This is a genomic window from Pseudarthrobacter sp. H2, assembly GCF_050157045.1.
Taxonomy (GTDB): domain Bacteria; phylum Actinomycetota; class Actinomycetes; order Actinomycetales; family Micrococcaceae; genus Arthrobacter.
This window is the reverse complement of the sequence record NZ_CP189594.1, coordinates 2,635,572-2,656,130: the sequence shown is the minus strand read 5'-3', so window position 1 is coordinate 2,656,130 and position 20,559 is coordinate 2,635,572. Positions and strand designations below refer to the sequence as shown.

General features: G+C 68.4%; 22 protein-coding genes. 16 read left to right on the top strand and 6 right to left on the bottom strand.

Features of this window, described 5'->3' with window-relative positions; all coding sequences use genetic code 11:
• Positions 1-17 precede the first annotated feature (17 nt).
• The 3 genes from ACQCSZ_RS12550 to ACQCSZ_RS12540 all read left to right on the top strand — a co-directional run bounded on the left by ACQCSZ_RS12550 (position 18) and on the right by ACQCSZ_RS12540 (position 2,931).
• Positions 18-1,445, top strand: a complete 1,428-nt coding sequence (locus tag ACQCSZ_RS12550) for a pyridoxal phosphate-dependent decarboxylase family protein (protein ID WP_427004113.1) — start codon at positions 18-20, stop codon at positions 1,443-1,445.
• 58 nt (positions 1,446-1,503) lie between these two features.
• Complete coding sequence (locus ACQCSZ_RS12545) at positions 1,504-2,595, top strand: phosphotransferase (protein ID WP_427004112.1); 1,092 nt, start codon at positions 1,504-1,506, stop codon at positions 2,593-2,595.
• Positions 2,596-2,757: 162 nt separating this feature from the next.
• Positions 2,758-2,931: a hypothetical protein gene (locus ACQCSZ_RS12540; protein ID WP_427004111.1), complete on the top strand. Its 174-nt coding sequence runs from the start codon at positions 2,758-2,760 to the stop codon at positions 2,929-2,931.
• A 49-nt stretch (positions 2,932-2,980) separates the two neighbouring features.
• Here the strand turns inward: ACQCSZ_RS12540 and ACQCSZ_RS12535 are convergent, their stop codons facing one another.
• Complete coding sequence (locus ACQCSZ_RS12535) at positions 2,981-3,709, bottom strand: VIT1/CCC1 transporter family protein (protein WP_427004110.1); 729 nt, start codon at positions 3,707-3,709, stop codon at positions 2,981-2,983.
• A gap of 220 nt (positions 3,710-3,929) precedes the next feature.
• Here ACQCSZ_RS12535 and ACQCSZ_RS12530 point away from each other — a divergent pair, with 220 nt between their 5' ends.
• The 3 genes from ACQCSZ_RS12530 (at position 3,930) to ACQCSZ_RS12520 (ending at position 5,356) form a co-directional block, all read left to right on the top strand.
• Complete coding sequence (locus tag ACQCSZ_RS12530) at positions 3,930-4,301, top strand: ArsR/SmtB family transcription factor (RefSeq protein WP_427004109.1); 372 nt, start codon at positions 3,930-3,932, stop codon at positions 4,299-4,301.
• A complete protein-coding gene (locus tag ACQCSZ_RS12525) occupies positions 4,276-4,743 on the top strand; it encodes an SRPBCC family protein (protein WP_427004108.1) in 468 nt (155 codons plus the stop codon). Before ACQCSZ_RS12530 ends, ACQCSZ_RS12525 begins: the two co-directional genes overlap by 26 nt.
• Positions 4,744-4,846: 103 nt before the next feature.
• Positions 4,847-5,356 carry a hypothetical protein gene (locus ACQCSZ_RS12520; protein WP_427004107.1) on the top strand — a complete coding sequence of 170 codons (510 nt, stop codon included), beginning with the start codon at positions 4,847-4,849 and terminating at the stop codon, positions 5,354-5,356.
• A gap of 138 nt (positions 5,357-5,494) precedes the next feature.
• On the opposite strand, the gene ACQCSZ_RS12515 is transcribed toward ACQCSZ_RS12520, so the two are convergent.
• Positions 5,495-6,382: a DUF4439 domain-containing protein gene (locus tag ACQCSZ_RS12515; protein WP_427004106.1), complete on the bottom strand. Its 888-nt coding sequence runs from the start codon at positions 6,380-6,382 to the stop codon at positions 5,495-5,497.
• A gap of 400 nt (positions 6,383-6,782) precedes the next feature.
• On the opposite strand from ACQCSZ_RS12515, the gene rimP reads away from it, so the two are divergent.
• The 6 genes from rimP to ACQCSZ_RS12485 all read left to right on the top strand — a co-directional run bounded on the left by rimP (position 6,783) and on the right by ACQCSZ_RS12485 (position 13,484).
• Positions 6,783-7,400, top strand: coding sequence for a ribosome maturation factor RimP (gene rimP, locus ACQCSZ_RS12510; protein ID WP_427004105.1), 618 nt, complete (start codon positions 6,783-6,785; stop codon positions 7,398-7,400).
• Entirely contained in the window at positions 7,400-8,380 is a 981-nt protein-coding gene (gene nusA / locus ACQCSZ_RS12505; RefSeq protein ID WP_427004104.1) for a transcription termination factor NusA, read from the top strand. Before rimP ends, nusA begins: the two co-directional genes overlap by 1 nt.
• Before the next feature lie 213 nt (positions 8,381-8,593).
• The gene (locus ACQCSZ_RS12500; protein ID WP_427004103.1) at positions 8,594-8,935 is read left to right on the top strand and encodes a YlxR family protein; all 342 of its coding nucleotides are present in this window, start codon (positions 8,594-8,596) and stop codon (positions 8,933-8,935) included.
• 152 nt (positions 8,936-9,087) lie between these two features.
• A complete protein-coding gene (gene infB, locus ACQCSZ_RS12495; protein ID WP_427004102.1) occupies positions 9,088-12,057 on the top strand; it encodes a translation initiation factor IF-2 in 2,970 nt (989 codons plus the stop codon).
• 301 nt (positions 12,058-12,358) lie between these two features.
• Positions 12,359-12,886 (top strand): 30S ribosome-binding factor RbfA, encoded by a 528-nt coding sequence (rbfA, locus tag ACQCSZ_RS12490; protein WP_427004101.1) that lies wholly within the window; start codon positions 12,359-12,361, stop codon positions 12,884-12,886.
• 112 nt (positions 12,887-12,998) lie between these two features.
• The gene (locus tag ACQCSZ_RS12485; protein ID WP_427004100.1) at positions 12,999-13,484 is read left to right on the top strand and encodes a nucleoside deaminase; all 486 of its coding nucleotides are present in this window, start codon (positions 12,999-13,001) and stop codon (positions 13,482-13,484) included.
• 518 nt (positions 13,485-14,002) lie between these two features.
• On the opposite strand, the gene ACQCSZ_RS12480 is transcribed toward ACQCSZ_RS12485, so the two are convergent.
• Positions 14,003-14,206, bottom strand: a complete 204-nt coding sequence (locus ACQCSZ_RS12480) for a hypothetical protein (protein WP_427004099.1) — start codon at positions 14,204-14,206, stop codon at positions 14,003-14,005.
• 136 nt (positions 14,207-14,342) lie between these two features.
• Positions 14,343-15,500, bottom strand: coding sequence for a pyridoxal phosphate-dependent aminotransferase (locus ACQCSZ_RS12475; protein WP_427004098.1), 1,158 nt, complete (start codon positions 15,498-15,500; stop codon positions 14,343-14,345).
• Positions 15,501-15,639: 139 nt separating this feature from the next.
• On the opposite strand from ACQCSZ_RS12475, the gene truB reads away from it, so the two are divergent.
• Genes truB through ACQCSZ_RS12460 form a run of 3 tightly spaced genes read left to right on the top strand, consistent with a single transcriptional unit; the run spans position 15,640 to position 17,505 of the window.
• Positions 15,640-16,653 (top strand): tRNA pseudouridine(55) synthase TruB, encoded by a 1,014-nt coding sequence (truB, locus tag ACQCSZ_RS12470; protein WP_427004097.1) that lies wholly within the window; start codon positions 15,640-15,642, stop codon positions 16,651-16,653.
• A 2-nt stretch (positions 16,654-16,655) separates the two neighbouring features.
• The gene (locus ACQCSZ_RS12465) at positions 16,656-17,009 is read left to right on the top strand and encodes a hypothetical protein (protein ID WP_211877877.1); all 354 of its coding nucleotides are present in this window, start codon (positions 16,656-16,658) and stop codon (positions 17,007-17,009) included.
• Between the two features lies 1 nt (position 17,010).
• On the top strand, positions 17,011-17,505 hold the full coding sequence (locus ACQCSZ_RS12460; protein WP_427004096.1) for a hypothetical protein: 495 nt from the start codon (positions 17,011-17,013) through the stop codon (positions 17,503-17,505).
• A 25-nt stretch (positions 17,506-17,530) separates the two neighbouring features.
• Here ACQCSZ_RS12460 and ACQCSZ_RS12455 read toward each other — a convergent pair whose 3' ends face one another.
• Together ACQCSZ_RS12455 and ACQCSZ_RS12450 are read right to left on the bottom strand one after the other, a co-directional pair.
• The gene (locus ACQCSZ_RS12455; RefSeq protein WP_427004095.1) at positions 17,531-17,989 is read right to left on the bottom strand and encodes a VOC family protein; all 459 of its coding nucleotides are present in this window, start codon (positions 17,987-17,989) and stop codon (positions 17,531-17,533) included.
• A 70-nt stretch (positions 17,990-18,059) separates the two neighbouring features.
• A complete protein-coding gene (locus ACQCSZ_RS12450; protein WP_427004094.1) occupies positions 18,060-18,632 on the bottom strand; it encodes an NUDIX domain-containing protein in 573 nt (190 codons plus the stop codon).
• A gap of 125 nt (positions 18,633-18,757) precedes the next feature.
• On the opposite strand from ACQCSZ_RS12450, the gene ACQCSZ_RS12445 reads away from it, so the two are divergent.
• A complete protein-coding gene (locus ACQCSZ_RS12445; RefSeq protein WP_427004093.1) occupies positions 18,758-20,548 on the top strand; it encodes a DUF222 domain-containing protein in 1,791 nt (596 codons plus the stop codon).
• Positions 20,549-20,559 lie beyond the last annotated feature (11 nt).

Here is a 20,559-nt window from a genome sequence, read left to right as displayed (position 1 = left end):
AGGCGTAGCATGCAGCTATGTCAGCAGCTGAGGAACGCTATGCGGCCGCCCTGGCGGCTGCCGCCGGGCACGCGCACGAGTGGCTGGAAAGTCAGGGGACACGCCGGATCGGGCCGCGGCGCACGGCGGCGGAGCTGGCCGCCGACTTCGGCGGCCCGCTGCCCAGGGAGGGCATGCCGGCCGCGGAGGTGATCGACTATCTCGCGGAAAAGGCCGAGCCGGGCCTGATGGCGATGCCGTCCGGCCGGTTCTTCGGCTGGGTCATCGGCGGGACCCTGCCGGCGGCGCTGGCGGCGGACTGGCTGGTCAGCGCCTGGGACCAGAACGCGGTGATGCGCTACGCCGTTCCGGCCATGGCGGCCATCGAGGAAGCGGCCGGGGCCTGGCTCCTGGAGCTGTTGGGACTTCCGGAGGAGTCCGACGTCGGCTTCGCCACCGGCGCCACAATGGCGAACTTCACCGGCCTGGCCGCCGCACGGTGGCGGCTGATGGCGGACGCCGGCTGGGACCTCGACGGCGAGGGACTGTCCGGCGGCCCCCGGATCCACTGCTTCGTGGGGGCCGAACGGCACGACACCATCGACCTCGGGCTGCGGTACCTGGGCCTGGGCCGCCCCGCCGTGGTCCCCGCGGACCGGCAGGGGCGCATCATCCCCGCCGAGCTGGACCGCGCCCTGGAGCGCGCCCTCGACGCCGCGCCCAGCCGCGGGAACAGGTCCGGGCGGGCGCCGGCGCTCGTGTGCCTGCAGGCCGGAAACCTGCATTCGGGAGCCTTCGATCCCTTCACCGAGGCGATCGCCGTCGCAAAGGCCTACGGGGCCTGGGTGCATGTGGACGGGGCGTTCGGGCTCTGGGCCGCCGCCGTGCCGGAACTGGCCGGGCTGACCGCGGGCCTGGCGCTGGCCGACTCCTGGGGCACGGACGCGCACAAGACCCTCAACGTCCCCTACGACTGCGGGATCGCGGTGGTCCGGGACGCCCAGGCGCTGCGTTCGGCCATGGGCGTGCACACCAGCTACCTGATCCCGGCCAGAGACAGCGCGGGGGACCCGTTCGAAAAAGTTCCCGAGCTCTCGCGCCGGGCACGCGGCGTGCCCGTATGGGCGGCCCTGAAATCGCTCGGCCGGGACGGCGTCACGGCCCAGGTCCGGGAACTGGTGCTGCGCGCCTCGCAGCTGGCGGAGCGGCTGTCGGCGCTCGACGGCGTCGAGGTGCTCAACGACGTCGGCTACACGCAGGTGTGCCTCGCCTTCGGGGACGACGCCGTGACGCGCGCGGTGACCGCACGGATCATCGGCGACGGGCGGGTGTGGATGTCCGGCTCGCGGTGGCAGGACCGGGACATCCTGCGGATCTCCGTCAGCAACTGGAGCACGGACGACGACGACGTGGAGGTCGCCGTCGGCGCGGTCCGGGACGCCCTGGCGGCGGTGCGCGCCGGCTGACCGGGCCCCCCAGCTGCCTGCAGAACCCGGAAGGACTTCCGTGAAAGGACTCGAGGGATTGGCTCCCTCTGAAGTGGAGTTGCTGCTGCGTCTGGTTGGTGGAGAGGGCGCCGCAAACGGGGCTGTAGCGGAGGAATGGCATCTGGTCCGGCTCCGGGCCGGCTCCGGACAGGGGGAAGGGGTCTACCGGCTTGCCGGCCCCGGCGCGGACGGAAGCGCGGCGTCTCTCATCCTGAAGATCCTCGCAGCATCCCCGCCAAACGATGAGGCGTGGCGATGGAACTGCCAACAGCGCGAGCCCCTCTTCTACGGTTCCGATCTGGCCCGGGGCCTGAACGGGCTTGTCGCGCCCAGGTGTCTCGGCGTGACGCAGCGGCAGGATGGGACGACCTGGCTGTGGCTGGAAGATGTTGCTGACGATGCCAGGGCGTGGCCCCTGGCCCGATACGGACTCGCCGCCTACCATCTGGGAAGGTTCAGCGGACGCTTCGCGTCAGCTGCAGCGCTTCCGGACTACCCCTGGCTGAGCCGCCGATGGCTGCGGGGCTGGCTTGGGGAAGCGGCCGCCGCAATAGCTGAACTGCGGGCCCTTCAGAACGATCCAGCGGTCCAGCGGGTCTATCAGGATGCGGGCAGCATCCTGCGGCTCTGGGATGAACGTGGGGGAAGGCTGAACATGCTCGAACACTGTCCGCAGACGCTGTGCCATCTGGACGCCCACCGCAGGAACATGTTTGCCCGGAAGGCAGCGGGCGAAGAGCAGACCGTGTTTATTGACTGGGCCTTTGTCGGCGTTGGTGCCATTGGCGAGGATCTCGCGTCCCTCGTCAGCGCCACCGTCGCCTTGGGCGAAGTGGCGCCCGGCGACATTCAAGAGCTCGAGGCAACGGTCATGGAAGGTTACCTGGAGGGGTTACGGGACGCGGGGTGCCGGACGGATCCGGAGCTCGTCCGGCTGGCATATTCATTGGCCGCTTCCCTCCGGCTTCCCGTCGGCGCCGTGCGCCTTGTGCTTCCCATGCTGCTCGATCCGGGACTTCACGCCGACGTCGAACAGTTGCATTTCGGCACGCCCATTGAGGCCTTGTTCGATAGATGGGCGACGATGAACCGGCACCTAATCCGCCTTGGAGATGGGCTCGTCAAATGAGCCCTGCGGGCCACACGTTTCCTCACACGGTATGGAGGCAAGCTGGGCTTGTTACAGGCAAACCGCGGCGGGAATCCTATTCGCGGAGCCTGACGATCCGAACGAGGGGCCCGCAGCCTCCTGCGGCGAAGCCAGCCCCACAACACATTAGAGGTGTGTGAAATGTCCGAATTCATGGCCGGTGTTCTCGTCGTACTCTTCATCGTTGGCCTGGTGGCCATGGCCGCCGTCGTCTCTGTCCTGAGAGACGGCCGGGGCACTCCGCCGGAGCCCTCGGACCAGCCCTGGACGGCCCGTGAACTGCCCAGCAGCCCTTATTACGTCAGCCACCCGTAGGAGAAGGCAGAATTTGGGGCCGCGGACGCAGGGAGGACCCGGCCTGGACTCAGACGACCCCGCTGGCGCCGAGCAGGTTGCCGAGGAGGAAGGTTGCTGCCAGGGCCAGCGCACCGCCCACCACCACGCGGACCGCCGCCCTCAGTTTCGAGCCGCCGCCGATCCAGGCGCCCAGCGCTCCCGTGATCGCCAAGGCCACGAGGACGGCACCGAAGGTCAACGGGACACGGATGTTCTCCGGCGGCAGCAGGATGGCCAGCATCGGCAGGACGGCACCGATCAGGAACGCGACGAACGAGGCGAAGGCGGCGTGCCAGGGGCTGACGATATCGGTCTCGTCGATGTTAAGCTCCGCCGAAAGGTGGGCGGCCAGGGCATCGTGCTTGGTGAGTTCGAGGGCCACCGTGCGGGCCGTCTCTGCGCTGAGTCCTTTGGCCTGGTAGATGGCGGCAAGTTCTTCCAGCTCCTCTTCGGGCTCCTCCTCCAGTTCCCGGCGTTCCTTCGAGATCAGGGCCTCCTGGCTGTCCTTCTGGCTGCTGACGGAAACATATTCGCCCAGGGCCATGGAGATGGCACCGCCGACCATGCCCGCGGCGCCGGCGATCAGGATCGGGCCCGAGTCCGTGGTGACGCCCGCGACGCCGACCACGATCGCGGCCACGGACACGATCCCGTCGTTGGCGCCCAGGACGCCTGCCCGGAGCCAGTTGAGCCGCTGGGCGAGGTCGTTCCTATGGGGTTCGTTCTCGTGGAGGGTTGCCGCGCCTGTGGTTTCCATGCCTTCCAGCAAAGCACCAGTGCCACGTGCTGGCCAGTATTGCGACCCTAAGCACGTCAAGCCAGGGCTTACTAAGCTCGTGCCCCTCGGTCCCGTATCCGCGGAGCTCGCTATCGGCCAGCGTCAGCGTTACGGAGACCCCTTGACACCCGGTCCCCGGGGGCGCATATTTAACAGATCAGTTAATTAATGGAAATGTTAAATACAAGGGCGCATCACGATGTCAACCGATCGGCTCAGCCTCATCTTCTCGGCGCTTGCCGACCCCACCCGCAGGGCCATCCTGGCCCGGCTGGCGGAGGGCGAAGCCACCGTGAATCAGTTGGCCGAGCCCTTCGACATCAGCCTCCCTGCGGTCTCCCGCCACCTTAAGGTGCTGGAAACCGCCGGGCTGATCACTCGTAGCCGGAATGCGCAATGGCGCTCCTCGAAGCTCGAGGCCGCACCGCTGCGCGAGGCTGCTGAATACATGGACAAGTACAGGCGCTTCTGGGACGTCAGCTTCAGCCGTCTCGATGCGCATTTGCGAACGATCCAGCAAGTTCCCAAGAATCAGGAGCCAGGTAATGAACACGCAACAGAACACCACTGAGTCCCACACCCTCACCATGACCAGGGAGTTCGATGCTCCTCGCGAACTGGTCTTCAAGGCCTTCACCGATCCGGACCAGCTCGCCGCATGGTTCGGCCCGGAGGGAGTGGACTCGCCCCGGGACCGGATCGTCGTCGAACCCCGCGTCGGGGGCACCTGGCGGCTCGTCATGGTCTACGAGGATGACGGCGTCGCCAAGGAGTCGCCGATCGACGCCGTGATCTCCGTCTACGACCCGCCGTCGCTACTGGTGGCCAGCCAGAGGGCGGAGCCCGACGCCGGCATCACCCTCCAGCTCGAATTGCGGCTTGAGTTCGAGGACCTGGGAGGCCGGACCCGGCTGCACCTTACCCAAGGCCCCTTCGACAGCACCGAATGGGTGGAGATGACCCGCGAGGGCTGGGGCAGCTCGTTCACCAAGCTCGACAAGGTACTGGCCTGATATCGTGTCAACTTGCCCGGAATCCAGGGGGTGCCAACGGGTCACGAAATCTCATCCGGATGCAACTGCGGTCGGACGCGAAGACATCTGAGCGGGTGCCGAAATGACCTTCCGGACCGACGTCGACCTCGAGCGGTCCCCGGCCTACCATTGGACCGTCACGTCAGTCGACGTGGGTCCATGCACCGATCCAATTGGCAAGGAGATCATGATGCTCGGAGAGCAAATCGGGGAATTCACCGGACAAGCCATCAGCACACGGGTTCTGGAAGACATTGGTCTCGGTCCGCGCACCGAAGTGACCGATCATCAGGTCGGCACGCTCTGCGGTGTCCAGGTTGACATCACGGTCACCTACGTCGGCACGATCCGTCCCGGCGGCACGGTCGCCGGCACCGGAACCGGTTTTGTCGTCACCGCAAGCGGGCAGACCGCGACCTTCACCGGTACCGGCGTCGGCAGGTTCACTGCTCCGGGCCACCTCGCCTGGCGGGGTGCCTTGTTCTACGAAACCACTTCCGACGAGTTGAGCAGCCTCAACGGGATCGCGGTCCTGTTCGAGTACGAGGTGGCGGACGGCAAGTCAGAAGGCCGCCTGTCCGAGTGGAAGTAGCGGGGCAGCGGCGGCCCAGCGGGGGCACTTTGCCAGGGACCCGCCGCATTCCGGCACGAAATCGCCGGTTTCGGGGTTCAAAGTGCCCCCGGACGGCGCCGTAAGCCGTGCAGGCAGCGCGGCGCCGTAAGCGCTGCGTCAGCGGGCTGCCGGGCTTTCAGCGGGTAGCGCGTCAGTGGGCAGCGCGGGAAACGCCGCCGGGTCAGCCAGTAATCCGGGCACCGGGCCGGGCTCCCCGCCCCAGAGCACGGCCCGGCGGGCTGCGTCCAGCAGGCCGGCGATCGCCCACCGGCGGGTCTCCCCGTCGCTCAGCGCCACGAGGTCGCCGTAGACCGGCAGCGTGGCCGTTTCCTGCCCGGCCAGGCCGGCGGCGGGCGCTGCGAGGAATGACGGCCCCAGCACGTAGCCGGCCTCGCGCGGCGGGACGGGGACGCACTGCCTCCGGCTCAGGGTTTCCGCCGCGCTGACCAGTGCCTCGTGGCGGGCCAGCTGCTCGGCCGCCGGCTTCACCGCATCCCCGCCAAGCCGGGTCAGGGCCACCTGGTAGCCGTAGACAGTCTCCGCTTCGATCCGTACTGTCGCCGCCAGCGCCCCGTCGAGCGCAGCGGCGCCGGGCAGAGTGTCGCCCGTGGAAGGAGCCGGAGGAACGGACGACGCCGTCGCGTCCGGGGACGGGCACGCTCCGGAAGGCTGGGCAGAGGCAGCGGCAGGATCGGCTTGCGCGGGCACTGCGGGCACCGCGGGCCCTGCGGCGCCGGGGTCGGGGCCGGCGGCCAGGGCGGACGCCTGGAGCAGTTGCCCGGTTCCGACGGCTGCCAGGAGGCGTGCCATGCCGCCGTCGGCCGTGGCCGCATCGGCCAGGCGCTGGCTGCCGCTGCGCGCCAGTTCGGCTGCCAGGCCGGCCGCCGAGGTGGGCAGGGGAGGGGAGGGCGAGGCAGCGGACGGGGTTGACGAGGCCGGCTCAGCGGAGGCATCACCGGGGACATCGCCCGGTCCCAGGAGCGCCCGGGCCTGGGTTGTCAGCAAGGTCACAGTCTGCGAAAAGGCCGGCTGCCCGGTGGCGGATCCGGGGTCCGGGGCAGCCTCGGAGAGCTGTTCGCCTGCGGTCCTTAGCCGGAGCGTTGCCGTCAGAGCCGAGGCCCGTGCCCGTTCGGAAAACGGCGGTTCCGGGGGCTCCCGCGGGACTACGGGCGTCAATGCCGCTCCCAGGCTGACAGTCACCAGGGCGAGGCAGGCCAGAAGTGCAAAGCGGGGAAGGATCCGGGGAAAAAGGCGGCGGGGGGAGACCCGCCGTCGTTTTTCCCTGGTGTCGTCTTTCACAACAGACCATGTTGTCATGCCTGCAAGGAACTGAGTGCACCACGGCGCCGGGAAAATCGCTACGCTAGTAGTCACACAACATCATCTAGCAGGAGGCGGCGGCGTCATGTCCAATCCAGAAGCCACGACTTCAACAGGCCGGTCCGGGACGGGGAAGGCTGAAGCCGAACCCGCGCAGAACCTGGAGGCCGCGCGCCTGCACGCACTCCTGGAGCCCGCCGTGCTGGCGAACCGGCTGTACGTGGAGGACGTTTCCATCCACGTCGCAGGGGCCAACCGCGTGGTCCACGTGGTGGTGGACCTGCCGCAGGAAGAGACCGGCGGCGTCACGCTCGACGTCATCGCCGAGATCTCCAAGACCCTTTCCGACGTCCTGGACAATGACCCCAGCACGGATTCGCGTCCCTACGAGCTCGAGGTGTCCTCCCCCGGCGTCGGACGCCCCCTCACCGAACAGCGGCACTGGCACCGCGCCCGCGGGCGGATGGCGTCGGTCAACGTCATCCAGGGGGACAATGTCACCGGCAGGATCCAGTCCGTGGACGACGACGGCGTCACCATGGTCCCGGAGATCACCGTGAAAAAGGGAATGAAGCCCAAGCAGGGCGATCCCATCAAGCTCCCCTTCGACAGGATCCGCAGCGGAAAAGTCGAAATAGAGTTCAGCCGCCTCGACGAGGCCGGCCTGGAAAACGGACACAATGGACCTTCTGAGGAGGCCTGATGGATATTGACATGAGCGCACTGAGACTCCTGGAGCGTGAGCGTGAAATCCCGCTGGATCTCCTGATTCCCACCATCGAGCAGGCACTGCTGGTGGCGTACCACAAGACCCCGGGCGCCTTTGAAAAGGCCCGCGCCGAGCTGGACCGCAAGAGCGGACACGTGACCATCTGGGCCACGGAGATTGACGACGACGGCGCCCCCATCGGCGAATTCGAGGACACTCCCGCGGGCTTCGGCCGCATCGCGGCCAGCACCGCGCGGCAGATTATCCTGCAGCGCCTGCGCGATGCCGAGGATGACAACGTGCTGGGCCAGTTCAAGGGCCGTGAAGGCGAACTGGTCGCCGGAACCATCCAGCAGGGCAACAACCCGCACATGATCCAGGTCAACCTGGGCGCGGTGGAGGCACTGCTGCCGCCGCCGGAGCAGGTGCCGGGGGAGAAGTACGTCCACGGCAACCGGCTCCGCGCCTTCGTCATCGATGTCCACCGCGGCACCAAGGGTCCCTCGATCACGCTGTCCCGCTCGCACCCGGGCCTGGTCCGGAAGCTTTTCGAGCTGGAAGTTCCCGAGATCGCCGACCGTTCGGTGGAGATCGTGGCCCTGGCCCGGGAAGCCGGGCACCGCACCAAGATCGCGGTCAAGGCCAACGTCTCCGGCATTAACGCCAAGGGCGCCTGCATCGGTGAAATGGGCTCGCGCGTGCGCGCCGTCATGACCGAACTGAACGACGAGAAGATCGACATCGTCGACTACAGCGACGATCCGGCGACCTTCATCGCCAGCGCCCTCTCGCCGTCACGCGTGAATTCGGTCACCATCACCGACGAAGCAACCCGCTCCGCCCGCGTGGTTGTCCCCGACTACCAGCTCTCCCTGGCCATCGGCAAGGAAGGCCAGAACGCCCGGCTCGCCGCCAAGCTCACGGGCTGGCGGATCGACATCGCCTCAGACGCCGCGGTCAGCCGGGATAAATAGGCCGCAGTTCCGGCCTGCCCGTCTGCGCCCGGATCCTGCAAGTTCGGGACCCGGGCGCCGGAGGGGCTAGAATAGACATGACCGGGCCTAACGGCCGGTATCCGCGTGCCCTGAGCGCGTCCGGATGTGGCGGAGACGTTGTTGTTCACGTCCCGCCAATCCATCCGGAAGCTAAAGGCCGGCAGATATGTACTGGCAGGAAGATTCTCGTAAGTGGCACAAGTGCAGCACCTCGAGCATCAGCCGCAGCGCACCTGCATCGGATGCCGACAGAAGGGCTCGCGGTCTGAGTTACTCCGGCTCGTCGCCGACGGCAGCGGTTCATCCGCCGTCCTGGTGGATGAACGACGCCGGATGGCTGGCCGGGGTGCATGGCTGCACCCCAGCGAGAAGTGCCTGGCACTGGCGGTCAAACGTCGAGCGTTCGGACGCGCCCTCAACGGCGCAACCGGAACGGCCGACGTCGAACGCCGGCTGGCGGCAGGCACGAACGCCGTGGACACCCCAGTGGCCGCAGCGAAAACCGTCCAACCTGAAAGCGGGTCAGAAAACTGATGGAAACCCGATGAGTTCCCAGCGATGAGTGCGCAACGATGACAACTTTGTTGCGCTCTGCAATGGGCCTTTCAGCTGCACTCGCGGCGGAGGCCCGCATTAAGAAGTAGACGGTTCGTGCCTGGCTCGGTGCGGACCGAGACAGGAGAAATGTGGCCAAGGTCCGCGTACATGAGCTTGCTAAAGAGCTCGGTATTACTTCCAAAGATGCAGTAACCAAACTGCAGGAACTGGGCGAATTCGTTCGCTCCGCCTCTTCAACCATTGAGGCCCCCGTCGTGCGGAAACTCCGCAACGCCTTCCCCGCTGCAGCAGCAGCACCCAAGTCAGAAGCGCCTGCCGCAGCACCCGCGGCATCCGCCGGCACCCCGGCGGGTCGTCCGGCGCCTGCGCCCGGCCCCGCCGCGCCCACGGCTCCGGCAGCCCCGGCCGCAGGACCTGCAGCAGCCCCGGCTCCGGCCGCACCTGCGGCAGCCCCGGCTCCGGCAGCCCCTGCAGCAACTTTTTCAGCACCCCCGGCGGCACCCGCCGCAGCACCGGCACCCGCCGCTGCGGCACCTGCACCGGCTGCACCGGCTGCCAAGGCTCCGGCTGCTCCGTCGACGGGCGCCAAGCCCGGCGCGCGGCCCGCTCCGAAGGCTGAAACTCCCGCTGCGCCGGCCCGCCACGGCGGCTCGGCACCCCGCCCGGGCGGTCCCCGCCCCGGCAACAACCCCTTCGCCACGTCCCAGGGCATGCCCCGGGGCCGCGGCGGCGACAACGATCGTCCCTCGCGTCCGGGTAACAACCCGTTCGCTCCTTCCCAGGGCATGCCGCGTCCGGGCGGAAGCCGTACCGAGGGCGAACGCCCCGGCGGCCCCCGCCCCGCGGCAGGCGCTGGTGGTCCCCGTCCGGGTGCTCCCCGTCCCGCCGGCGCTGCCGGTGCACGTCCGGGCGCTCCGCGTCCGGCCGGCGCGGCCGGCGGCCCTGGTCGTCCGGCAGGAGCCGGCGGAAACCGTCCGACTCCCGGCATGATGCCCAACCGCACCGAACGTCCAGCACCGGCTGGTGCAGGCCGTCCCGGTGGCGGCGGCCGCGGTCCGGGCCGTCCGGGCGGCGCCCCGGGTACCGGTGCTCCCGGTGCCGGTGCCGGTGGCGGCGCTCCGGCCGGCGGTGGCTTCGGCAAGGGCGGCCGCGGTCGCGGCGGCACCCAGGGTGCCTTCGGCAAGGGCGGCGCAGGCCGTGGCAAGCAGCGCAAGTCGAAGCGTGCCAAGCGCCAGGAACTCGAGCAGATGAGTGCTCCGTCGCTGGGCGGCGTCAGTGTGCCCCGCGGCGACGGCAACACCATTGTCCGGCTCCGCCGCGGCTCGTCCATCACGGACTTTGCCGACAAGATCGAGGCGAACCCGGCAGCACTGGTGACCGTCCTCTTCCACCTCGGTGAAATGGCCACGGCCACGCAGTCGCTGGATGAAGAGACCTTCGCCCTGCTCGGCGAGGAGCTTGGCTACAAGCTGCAGGTTGTGTCGCCGGAAGACGAGGAGCGCGAGCTGCTCTCCGGCTTCGACATCGACTTCGAAGCCGAGCTGGAAGCCGAAGGCGATGAAGACCTCGAGGCACGTCCTCCGGTTGTCACCGTCATGGGCCACGTTGACCACGGTAAGACCCGGCTGCTCGATGCCATCCGCAAGTCCGACGTCATGGCGGGCGAGCACGGCGGCATCACGCAGCACATCGGTGCCTACCAGGTCAGCCACGAGCACGAAGGCATCGACCGCAAGATCACCTTCATCGATACTCCGGGCCACGAGGCGTTCACCGCCATGCGTGCCCGTGGTGCGAAGGTCACCGACATCGCCATCCTGGTGGTCGCAGCGGACGACGGCGTCATGCCGCAGACCGTTGAGGCCCTCAACCACGCACAAGCGGCCAATGTGCCGATCGTCGTGGCCGTGAACAAGATCGACAAGGAAGGCGCCAACCCGGACAAGGTCCGCGGCCAGCTGACCGAGTACGGCCTGGTTCCGGAAGAATACGGTGGCGACACCATGTTCGTGGAGGTCTCTGCCCGCCAGAACCTCAACATCGACGAGCTGCTCGAGGCTGTCCTGCTCACCGCGGACGCAGCCCTGGACATGCGCGCCAACCCGAACAAGGACGCCCGCGGTATCGCGATTGAAGCGAACCTGGACAAGGGCCGCGGTTCCGTGGCCACCGTCCTGGTCCAGTCCGGCACCCTGCACGTCGGCGACACCATCGTGGCAGGCACGGCCCACGGCCGCGTCCGTGCGATGTTCGACGACGACGGCAGCGCCCTGACCGAGGCCGGCCCGTCCCGCCCCGTGCAGGTCCTGGGTCTGTCCAACGTCCCGCGCGCCGGTGACACCTTCTTCGTGACCGCTGACGAGCGTACCGCCCGCCAGATCGCCGAGAAGCGTGAAACCGCCGACCGCAACGCCGCCCTGGCCAAGCGCCGCAAGCGCATCAGCCTGGAAGACTTCGACCAGGCCGTCGCCGAAGGCAAGATCGACACCCTCAACCTCATCCTCAAGGGTGACGTGTCCGGTGCCGTGGAAGCCCTCGAGGACGCGCTGCTCAAGATCGACGTCGGCGAGGGTGTCCAGCTCCGCATCATCCACCGCGGTGTCGGTGCGATCACGCAGAACGACGTCAACCTGGCAACGGTCGACAGCGCCGTCATCATCGGCTTCAACGTCAAGCCTGCCGAGCGGGTTGCCGACCTGGCAGACCGCGAAGGCGTGGACATGCGCTTCTACTCCGTCATCTACGCAGCAATCGATGACATCGAGCTGGCCCTCAAGGGCATGCTCAAGCCGGAGTACGAAGAGGTCCAGCTTGGCACCGCCGAGGTCCGCGAAGTGTTCCGTTCCTCCAAGTTCGGCAACATCGCAGGCTCGATCGTCCGCTCCGGTGTTATCCGGCGCAACGCGAAGGCCCGCATCAGCCGCGACGGCAAGGTCATCGGCGAGAACCTCTCCGTTGAGACGCTCAAGCGCTTCAAGGACGACGCCACCGAGGTCCGCACGGACTTCGAGTGTGGTATCGGTCTTGGCTCGTTCAACGACATCAACGAGGGTGACATCATCGAGACCTTCGAGATGCGCGAAAAGCCGCGCGTCTAAGGTTGGTTTAGCGTTACAAAGGTGCGGGGCCGTTGGATTTTTCCGGCGGCCCCGCCCCTACGCTGGGCGGCACTGGATCTGCGATCCCGTGCCGCCCAGCTCCGGCAGCGGCGTCAGCCTTCCCAATGCTCGCAAGCTCGCATCGGGTCCCTCGGCTGCCACCTTGGATGCCACTCCCAGGCCGCCGGAAAAATCCAACGGGAGTCCGTCGTAGACTCGCCTTAGGCGCGTGGCAACAAACCCAATCTGTGTACGCCAGCTGTTAACGCGCCGTCGTACATCCAAATTTTTAGGAGTGGAAATGGCTGATCCCGCACGGGCTGCCAAGTTGGCGCAGCGGATTAAGGTTGTTGTTGCCGAGGCTTTGGGCCGGAAGGTCAAGGATCCGCGGCTGGAGGGCATTACTGTCACCGATGCCCGCGTGACCAATGACCTGCAGCACGCCACGGTCTACTACACGGTGCTCGGTGACCAGGTGGTCCAGGCCGAGGCCGCCAAGGGCCTGGAGAAGGCCAAGGGCGTGCTCCGGCAGGAGGTCGGCCGCAATATCACCGTCCGGCTCACCCCCACCCTCGAGTTCGTGGCGGACCAGATCCCGGTTAACGCGTCCAACCTTGAGGAACTGCTCCGGGCCGCGAAGAAGCGCGACGCCGAAGTGGCTGCCCTCGCCGCCAGCGCCCAGCACGCGGGCGACGCCGATCCGTACAAGTCCGACACGCCCCAGGACGTGGAACTCGACGAGGACGACTTCGACGAAGAGGACCTTGACCTGATCGACGACGACGAGATCGACGAGGACAGCAACAAGGACCAGGGCAGCACCAAGTAGGACAGCAGGAATTCTGCAGGGGAAGTGGCCGGACCGGCAAACGGGTCCGGCCACTTCTGTCTTCCGGCTGTCTTCCGCGCGTGGAGCACGCTCCTCTGGCTATGATCGGACCATGACGACGCAGCCCCCAGCCCAGGTCATCGGGGAATTCCTCAATCAGGCCATCCGTATCGCCGTCCGGAACGTGTCCGACGGCGGCGGGCCGTTCGGCGCTGTCGTTGTCACCGCGGACGGCCGGACCCACGACGGCGTCAACCGGGTGACGCGGGACAACGACCCCACTGCCCATGCCGAGGTTGTGGCCATCCGCAAGGCAGCGGCCGCGTCCGGCAACTTCGACCTCAGCGGGGCCGTGCTGTACGCCAGCTGCGAGCCGTGCCCGCTTTGCCTGGCCGCGGCTTTGTGGGCCCGCGTGGACCGGGTGTACTTCGCGGCGGACCGGCACAGCGCCGCCGCGGCAGGCTTCGACGATGCCCTCTTTTACGAATACTTCGACGGGGACCGCCCGGAACTGATGCCGGTGAGCCACACTGATCTCCCGGCGTCGGACCTTCCCTTCCAGGCGTGGCGCGACAACCCTGACCGCACCGAGTACTGACCCTGTCGGGACCTTTGACTCGATTTCCGATCCGTGCGGATTCTCCCCACCATTGACGGGCTGGTCCGGCGCGTTCCTCGGAATCACCGGGGATTTCCGGGGCCGCGAAGCCAAAGCCGGGGAATCTCAGCGTAGGACGGGCCGTCCGCGTGTCTGGTCCCCGCGGTCCGGGGGGACTTTGGCGCCGACACGCCGTCGCCGGACCGGGATTCGGCGGCTTGGGACTTCAAAGTAGCCCCGGACCGCAGCTACCGGCATCCTCGGACCGCGGCCACCGGAATCACCGGGGATTTCCGTGGCCGCGAAGCCAGGGCCGGGGAATCTCAGCGTAGGACGGGCCGTCTGCGTGTCTGGTCCCCGCGGTCCGGGGGGACTTTGGCGCCGACACGCCGTCGCCGGGCCGGGATTCGGCGGCTTGGGACTCCAAAGTAGCCCCGGACCGCGGCCACCGGCATCTTCAGTGGTGGAACGCCCCGCCTCGAAGGGGAGCCGATGCCTGTCGAACGCGCCGGTGCGGCTCAGCGCCTGGACCTGAAGCGGGAGCCCAGGCCGCCCAGCAGGGGCGATCCCATGCCCAGCAGGAAGCCGAAGTCATACCAGTTGCCCGAACGGGCGGAGTTGTAGAAGGGGAACTCGCTCCAGACCCCGAAGACATGGACGATCAGCACAATCCAGGCGGTCAGCCCGTTCCAGATGCCCCACAGCAAGTCCTGCCACCACATGATGTACCCTCCGGCTGGAAACTCCGGCACTTCCAGCGCAAAGTGCCGTGGGATCAGGCTACGGCGCGGGCCGTTCCGGCGGTAGGGGCTATCGACCCCAGCCTGGCGACCCGGCCTGGCGACACAGCGGGTCGGCTCAGCCCCGCCGGGCCGGGAGCCGGCCGAGGCCTTCGACGAGGTCCGCCCGGCTGCCGCAGAGGGCGATCCGGATCCAGCCCTCGCCGATGGAACCGAACGCCGTGCCCGGGGCGAAGGCCACCCCGGAATCCGCCAGGAACCGCCGGACCCAGGCCCGGACATCCCCGCCGCTGTTGGGTGAAACGTCCGCCCACAGGTAGAACGCCCCCTGCGCGGTGAGGAACGGGATCCCCCTGGACCGCAGCACCGCGGAGGCCGCATCCCGGTTGGCCCGGTAATGGGCGTGGGCGTCGCGGACGTAGTCCTGCGGTCCGGTCAGGGCTGCCAGCGCCGCGTACTGCGACGGCGAGGCCACACACGAGACGATCGACTCCATCACGTTGTTCATCTTCTGTTCCAGCCCCGGCGGGCAGATCAGCGCGCCGATCCGGAGCCCGGTCAGCCCGTAGGTCTTGGACAGGGTCAGCGAGGTGAACACGCGTGCCTCGCCGGGGACATCGCTGTCGAAGCGGGCCGGGCTGACATGGGGGACGTCGTAGGTGAACGCCTCATAGCATTCGTCCGAGATGATCCACAGGTCGTGCCGCCGGGCCAGTTCCACCAGGCTGCGGGTGAGTTCCTCGCCCACGACGGCCCCCAGCGGGTTGGAGGGTGAATTGAGGACCAGGACCCTGGTCCGCGGCGTGATCAGGGCCTCGATGTCCTGAATCCGCGGCTGGAAATCGTGTTCCGGATACAGCGGATACCGCACCGGTACGGCATTCAGCAGGCTGCTGGTCATCACGAAGGTGGGGTAGCCCGGGTTCGGGATGAGGATTTCGTCCCCGGGAGAGAGCAGCAGGCTCATCGCCAAATGCAGGCCCTGCTGGGCGCCGCCTACGACATAGACCCGGTCCGGGCCGACCGGCGTCGCGTTGTTCGCGGCGAACCTGGCGGCGAAGGCCTCGCGCAGCGCCGGGATCCCTGCGTTGGGGGTGTAGTTGGTCTCGTCGCGGTCCAGGCACGCCATCCCGGCCTCGAGGATGTGGCGCGGGACGGGGAAACCCGGCTCTCCGATGCTCAGCACGATCGTACCGGGGGTGGCCCAGGCGGCTTCGGTTATCTCACGGATCTGGTTGGCGGGGACGTCGCGGACATGGGCGGCAAGCTCGGGCATGTCAGTCATCCTAACCGCCGCAGACCGGCCGGCGGGGAAGGTCCGGCCGGTGGCGGCCGGTGGCGGAGGAGCCCGGGCGGGGCGCGTCGTCGGGGGGCCCGTCGTCGGCGGCGCGTCGGGCGCAGATATACTGGGGAGCGTGCTTTCTGGACTGGTGATAGTGGACAAGCCGCAAGGCTGGACCAGCCACGATGTGGTTGGACGGATGCGGCGGATCGCCGGTACCCGAAAGGTGGGCCATGCCGGGACCCTGGACCCGATGGCCACCGGCGTGCTGGTGGTCGGCATCAACAAGGCCACCCGGCTGCTGACCTACATTGTGGGCACCTCCAAGACCTACACCGCCACGATCCGGCTCGGCGAATCCACGGTGACCGACGACGCCGAGGGCGAGGTCACTTCCACCCGCAGCGCCGCCGCGGTCACCGAGGAAGCCCTCCGCGCCGGCGTCGCCGTCCTGACCGGTGAGATCTCCCAGGTTCCCAGCAGCGTCAGCGCCATCAAGGTCAACGGCGAACGCGCCTACGCCCGAGTCAGGTCCGGTGAAGAGGTCAAACTGGCCTCCCGCCCGGTCACCATCCACCGCTTCGAGGTCCACGGGGTCCGCCGCGTACGCGACGGCGAGGCGCTCGACGTCGACGTCACCGTGGAATGCTCCTCCGGCACCTATATCCGCGCCCTGGCCCGTGACCTGGGGGAGGGCCTCGGCGTCGGCGGGCACCTGACGGCGCTGCGCCGGACCCAGGTGGGCCCGTACACCCTGGACCAGGCGCACACGCTGGAGCAACTGGCCGAGGAACTGGACGTCCTGGAAATGTCCCAGGCGGCCCGGGCCCTGATGCCGAACCGCGAACTCAGCGACGCGGAAACCACCGAGCTCTCCTTCGGCCGCAGGATCGCCGCCGGGGCTGCCGCCGGAACGCCTGAAGCCGCGACGGCGGACAAGCCCGCCGCTGCGTTCGCACCGGACGGCACGCTGGTGGCCCTGCTGGCCGATGCGGGAAGCTACGCCAAGCCCGTGCTGGTCTTTGCGCCCGACAACGAGAAGCGCGCCGGGGAAACGGGCGCCAGTGAAAACGGCGCCCGGATCCCTGCTCCGGAACAGCGGGCGGAACAACGGGCTGAACAGTGGACCGAAAAGCAGGCCGACTAGTCTTGGACGCGTTTTTCTACATCATCCTCGTGGTCGGGCTGCTCTCCACCATCATCTGCGCCACCGCGGGCATCCTGAAGAAGGCCCCGAACGACACGACGATCCTGTCGGTGGCCGCCGTCGAACTGTCCCTGCTGGTGTACCTGGTCGGTTCCATCGTCCGGGTCCTGGGCGGGGAGCGGATCGCGGGGGAGCCCTGGGAGTTCTGGGGCTATCTGGTGACCGCGCTGATGCTGCCGGTCGGAGCGGTGTACTGGTCCATCCTGGAGCGGACCCGCTGGAGCAACTTTGTCCTGGCGGCTGTCGGCGTCACCGCCCTGGTGATGGCCGCCCGCATGAACCAGATCTGGTACTGACATGGAAGAGGAACAGAACGTGACGGCAAAACCTTCGCCGCAGGACACCGGGACCGGCCCCGGGGAAACTCCGGCAGCCGCCGGCCCGGCGTCGACCGACACCCGCAACACGGGCCCCGGCCGGCTGCTGATCGCCGTCTATGCAGTGTTTGCCCTTTCGGCGACGGCCCGGGCGGGATACCAGATCCTCACCAAATTCGCCGAAGCGCCGCTGGCCTACCTGCTGTCCGCCTTCGCCGCCGTCGTGTACATCGTGGCAACGGTGTCGCTGGCAAAGCCCGGCCGGACCTGGTTCAAGATCTCCGTGACGGCCGTGCTCGTGGAACTGATCGGTGTGCTGGTGGTGGGCGCGCTGAGTCTCTTCGACTCCGTCAACTTCCCGCACGAGACCGTCTGGTCCCTGTTCGGCCGCGGCTACGGCTTCATTCCGCTGCTGCTGCCCATCCTGGGACTGATCTGGCTCTACCGCCGCCGTCCCGCGCCCAGGCAGGCCTGAGACTTCTTCGTGGCGGGCTGCGGGCTCAGGGACTGTCCGTGGCTGGACCCTCGGCTGGCTCTGCGGGCGGGTCCAGTTCCTGAAACAGCGTGATCTGCAGTCCGGCCGGCCCGCTGAGCCTGGAGTTCAGCGATCGCCACGGCGTTTCCCGCGGCTCCGCGAGAAGTGTTCCTCCTGCTTTCACGAGAGCCCCCGTGGCGGTTTCGGCGTCCTCGACCTCGAAGGCGACGCGGATCTTCGCGCTCGGCCGGCCGTCTGCCTCGACCTGGTCGATCATCCTGACCTGTGCCGGGTTGGAGAGCTCCAGGGTGGCCCGGCCTGCTTCGAGAATCGTGATGCGTGCATCCCCTTCGCTGGGGATGACCTCGCGCTCCACCAGCCCGAGAACGTCGCGGTAGAACGTCAGGGCAGCGTCGTAGTCCTCCGTCTCGACGACGAGGCGCAGCTGCCGGACAGGATGCGGGGTCCGGTTTTCGGTAGTCATGCTCGTACCTTAGGACCGGGCGGGCCGTCGCGGAATGCGTGCCGGAAACTGCGGGTGGTGCCTTGGCTGGTTAGCCCTCGCTGATGTTTCGGACGGCGTCTGTGCCGGTGGCGAGGCCCTGGAGCCTGCTGCGAAGGTCGGGCCAGGCCGCGGCGAACCCCGGGTGCAGTTCCTTGGTGCTGACGCGGTCGATCCCCACCCATGCCAGTTCGAGGCTTTCCGGGTCGCTGATGGCCGGTTCAAAGGGCTCGACCACCTGCGCGGCGACGGTGGTGTAGGACCAATAGCCGACGTCGAACACGGATGTGAACAGGACGCGGAGGCTCTCCGGCGGGACGGCAGCTTCTTCCCTGGCCTCTCGCAGCGCCCCGTGGACAGCCTCTTCGCCTTGGTGCAGGGCGCCTCCCGGGAGTCCCCACGTGCCGCCTTGATCGCTCCACAAGGCGCGGTGCTGGAGCAGGACGCCCTTGGCCGGATCGTGAACGAGGAGTCCGGCCGAGCCGAAACGCCCCCAGAATTTCCCGCGGTCCCCTTCGACCCAGGCATCACCCGGATCGCGGGGTCCCAAGGGCCGGCGGGGTTCCACCGAAAAAATCCCGCCGGATAGTGATTCCCCGAGCGTGGGGGCAACTGAGCTGTCCATGCGTCCAGTTTCCCACGGACGAGACCTGTCCCCGGGGAAGCCGTAGTTTGGCGACGCTTTGCGGGCGGGGAGCCGGCCAGCGCCGCCGGGCTAATAACGTCGTAGGTCTCTGGAAGAGTGGAGTCATGGAAGCCATTGGAGATTTCATCCCGGATCCGGCCGCCTGGCCGGACGCCGGGATGATCCTCGGCGGCCCGCGGCGGGCTGCGGCTCCCGTCCCGCCATGGTCTGAGGCGCTCGACGGCGCGTTGGCGCTACTGCAGGGTCTGGGCACGACGGCGGTTGCCGATTCAGCAGCCTTCGGCCTGACCGACGCCTCCGATTTCGCCGGCCGGGTGGAGGAACTCTCGCGCAACGTGGAATATCTGCAGCTCGTCGCGGCCGGGGCGGTGGACCGGGCCAGGAAACTGCCGGTCGCCACGGTCCCCTCGGGCACTACATCGTGGGCCACCGGGTGGCGGGAGAGCTCCAGCGATGGCTCCAGCGACAGCCCTGGCGGCTCCGGCGACAGCCCCGCCGGCAGCACCGGCGGCTCCCCGGGAGGCGCCGACGGGGCCGACGCTTCCGCGGCGGCCGTGGCCGCCAGGGCTGGCGCTTCCGTGGCGGCCTCCGTGGCCGTGCCGCTGGATGACGGTTACCGGAACACCAGGGAGTTCCTGCGGGCGCGGTTGCGGATCAGCGCCGCGGAGGCCCGCCGCCGACTCTCCCTGGCCGGCAGTGTCCTGCCGCGCCCGGTACTCGCCGGCCGGCAGCCGCTGCCTGCCGCCCGTGCGGAACTCGGAGAAGCCCTCGCCGCCGGGGAGGTCGCGTCCCGGTCCGCGAGCCTCATCGCCCTGGCCCTGGACGGCGTCCGGCACAGCTGCGACGCGACGGCCGCGGCGGCGATGGAGCACGCCCTGACGCGCACCGCCGCCGAGAACGACCCCGACTTCCTGGCACGGATCGCCCGGCGCTGGGCCGATGCCCTGGACCAGGACGGCGCCGAACCCTCCGAAGAGCTCCTGCGCCAGCTCCAGGGCGCCTTCATCCGCCGCACCCGCCGCGGCCTGCACCACCTGGAAATCTTCGCGACCGCCGACCAGTTCGAACAGCTCCTCACCGTCATGAACACCGCCACCAACCCCCGCACCAGCGGCACGGGGCCATCCAGCGCTTCCAGCGACGGCCAGGATCCCGGGCCCGGCCCCGCCACCTCCACCGCCGCCGCCACCGCGGCTTCCACCGCGGCTGCCCGGGCGGCCGCCGCCGTGATCCCGCGCGCCGGCTGCGACGACGACACTGACCCGGGCGCGGCGGGGCTGGACCTCCGCTCCCGCCCGCAGAAACTCCTCGACGGCCTCGTCGGCGCCTGCAAAATCGCCTTAGCGTCCGGCGGACTGCCGGCCGCGGGAGGACTGCGCCCCCAGGTCATGGTCACCATCGACTACCGGGACCTGCTCGGAAGGCTCGCGGACACCGGCGCGGCCCGGACGGCGTCGCACACCGGAACCCCGAACACCGGGACGCTGCTGTTCACCGGCCCCGTCACGGCCGCCACCGTGCGGAAGATCGCCTGCGACGCGGACATCATCCCGGTACTGCTCGGGACCGAGGGCAGGATCCTGGACATCGGCCGGACCTCACGGATCTTCCCGCCCCACATCCGCAAGGCCCTCACCGCCCGGGACCAGGGCTGCGCCTTCCCCGGCTGCACCATCCCCGCACCCTGGTGCGAAGCCCACCACATCAGCTACTGGTCCCGCGGCGGCACCACCAGCACCGACAACGGCACGATCCTCTGTACACACCACCACCACCTGATCCACAAGGAACAATGGACCATCCAGCTCCGCACCGGCATCCCCTGGTTCATCCCCCCGCCCCACATCGACCCGCGCCAGGTGCCACGAAGAAACCACTACTTCCGCCTCGAATGACGCCGAGTCCG

Coding starts and splice junctions, on each gene's coding strand:
- ACQCSZ_RS12550 (WP_427004113.1), top strand. CDS start 18: ATGTCAGCAGCTGAGGAACGCTATGCGGCCGCCCTGGCGGCTGCCGCC.
- ACQCSZ_RS12540 (WP_427004111.1), top strand. CDS start 2,758: ATGTCCGAATTCATGGCCGGTGTTCTCGTCGTACTCTTCATCGTTGGC.
- ACQCSZ_RS12535 (WP_427004110.1), bottom strand. CDS start 3,709: ATGGAAACCACAGGCGCGGCAACCCTCCACGAGAACGAACCCCATAGG.
- ACQCSZ_RS12530 (WP_427004109.1), top strand. CDS start 3,930: ATGTCAACCGATCGGCTCAGCCTCATCTTCTCGGCGCTTGCCGACCCC.
- ACQCSZ_RS12525 (WP_427004108.1), top strand. CDS start 4,276: ATGAACACGCAACAGAACACCACTGAGTCCCACACCCTCACCATGACC.
- ACQCSZ_RS12520 (WP_427004107.1), top strand. CDS start 4,847: ATGACCTTCCGGACCGACGTCGACCTCGAGCGGTCCCCGGCCTACCAT.
- rimP (WP_427004105.1), top strand. CDS start 6,783: ATGTCCAATCCAGAAGCCACGACTTCAACAGGCCGGTCCGGGACGGGG.
- nusA (WP_427004104.1), top strand. CDS start 7,400: ATGGATATTGACATGAGCGCACTGAGACTCCTGGAGCGTGAGCGTGAA.
- rbfA (WP_427004101.1), top strand. CDS start 12,359: ATGGCTGATCCCGCACGGGCTGCCAAGTTGGCGCAGCGGATTAAGGTT.
- ACQCSZ_RS12485 (WP_427004100.1), top strand. CDS start 12,999: ATGACGACGCAGCCCCCAGCCCAGGTCATCGGGGAATTCCTCAATCAG.
- ACQCSZ_RS12480 (WP_427004099.1), bottom strand. CDS start 14,206: ATGTGGTGGCAGGACTTGCTGTGGGGCATCTGGAACGGGCTGACCGCC.
- ACQCSZ_RS12475 (WP_427004098.1), bottom strand. CDS start 15,500: ATGCCCGAGCTTGCCGCCCATGTCCGCGACGTCCCCGCCAACCAGATC.
- ACQCSZ_RS12460 (WP_427004096.1), top strand. CDS start 17,011: ATGGAAGAGGAACAGAACGTGACGGCAAAACCTTCGCCGCAGGACACC.
- ACQCSZ_RS12455 (WP_427004095.1), bottom strand. CDS start 17,989: ATGACTACCGAAAACCGGACCCCGCATCCTGTCCGGCAGCTGCGCCTC.
- ACQCSZ_RS12450 (WP_427004094.1), bottom strand. CDS start 18,632: ATGGACAGCTCAGTTGCCCCCACGCTCGGGGAATCACTATCCGGCGGG.
- ACQCSZ_RS12445 (WP_427004093.1), top strand. CDS start 18,758: ATGGAAGCCATTGGAGATTTCATCCCGGATCCGGCCGCCTGGCCGGAC.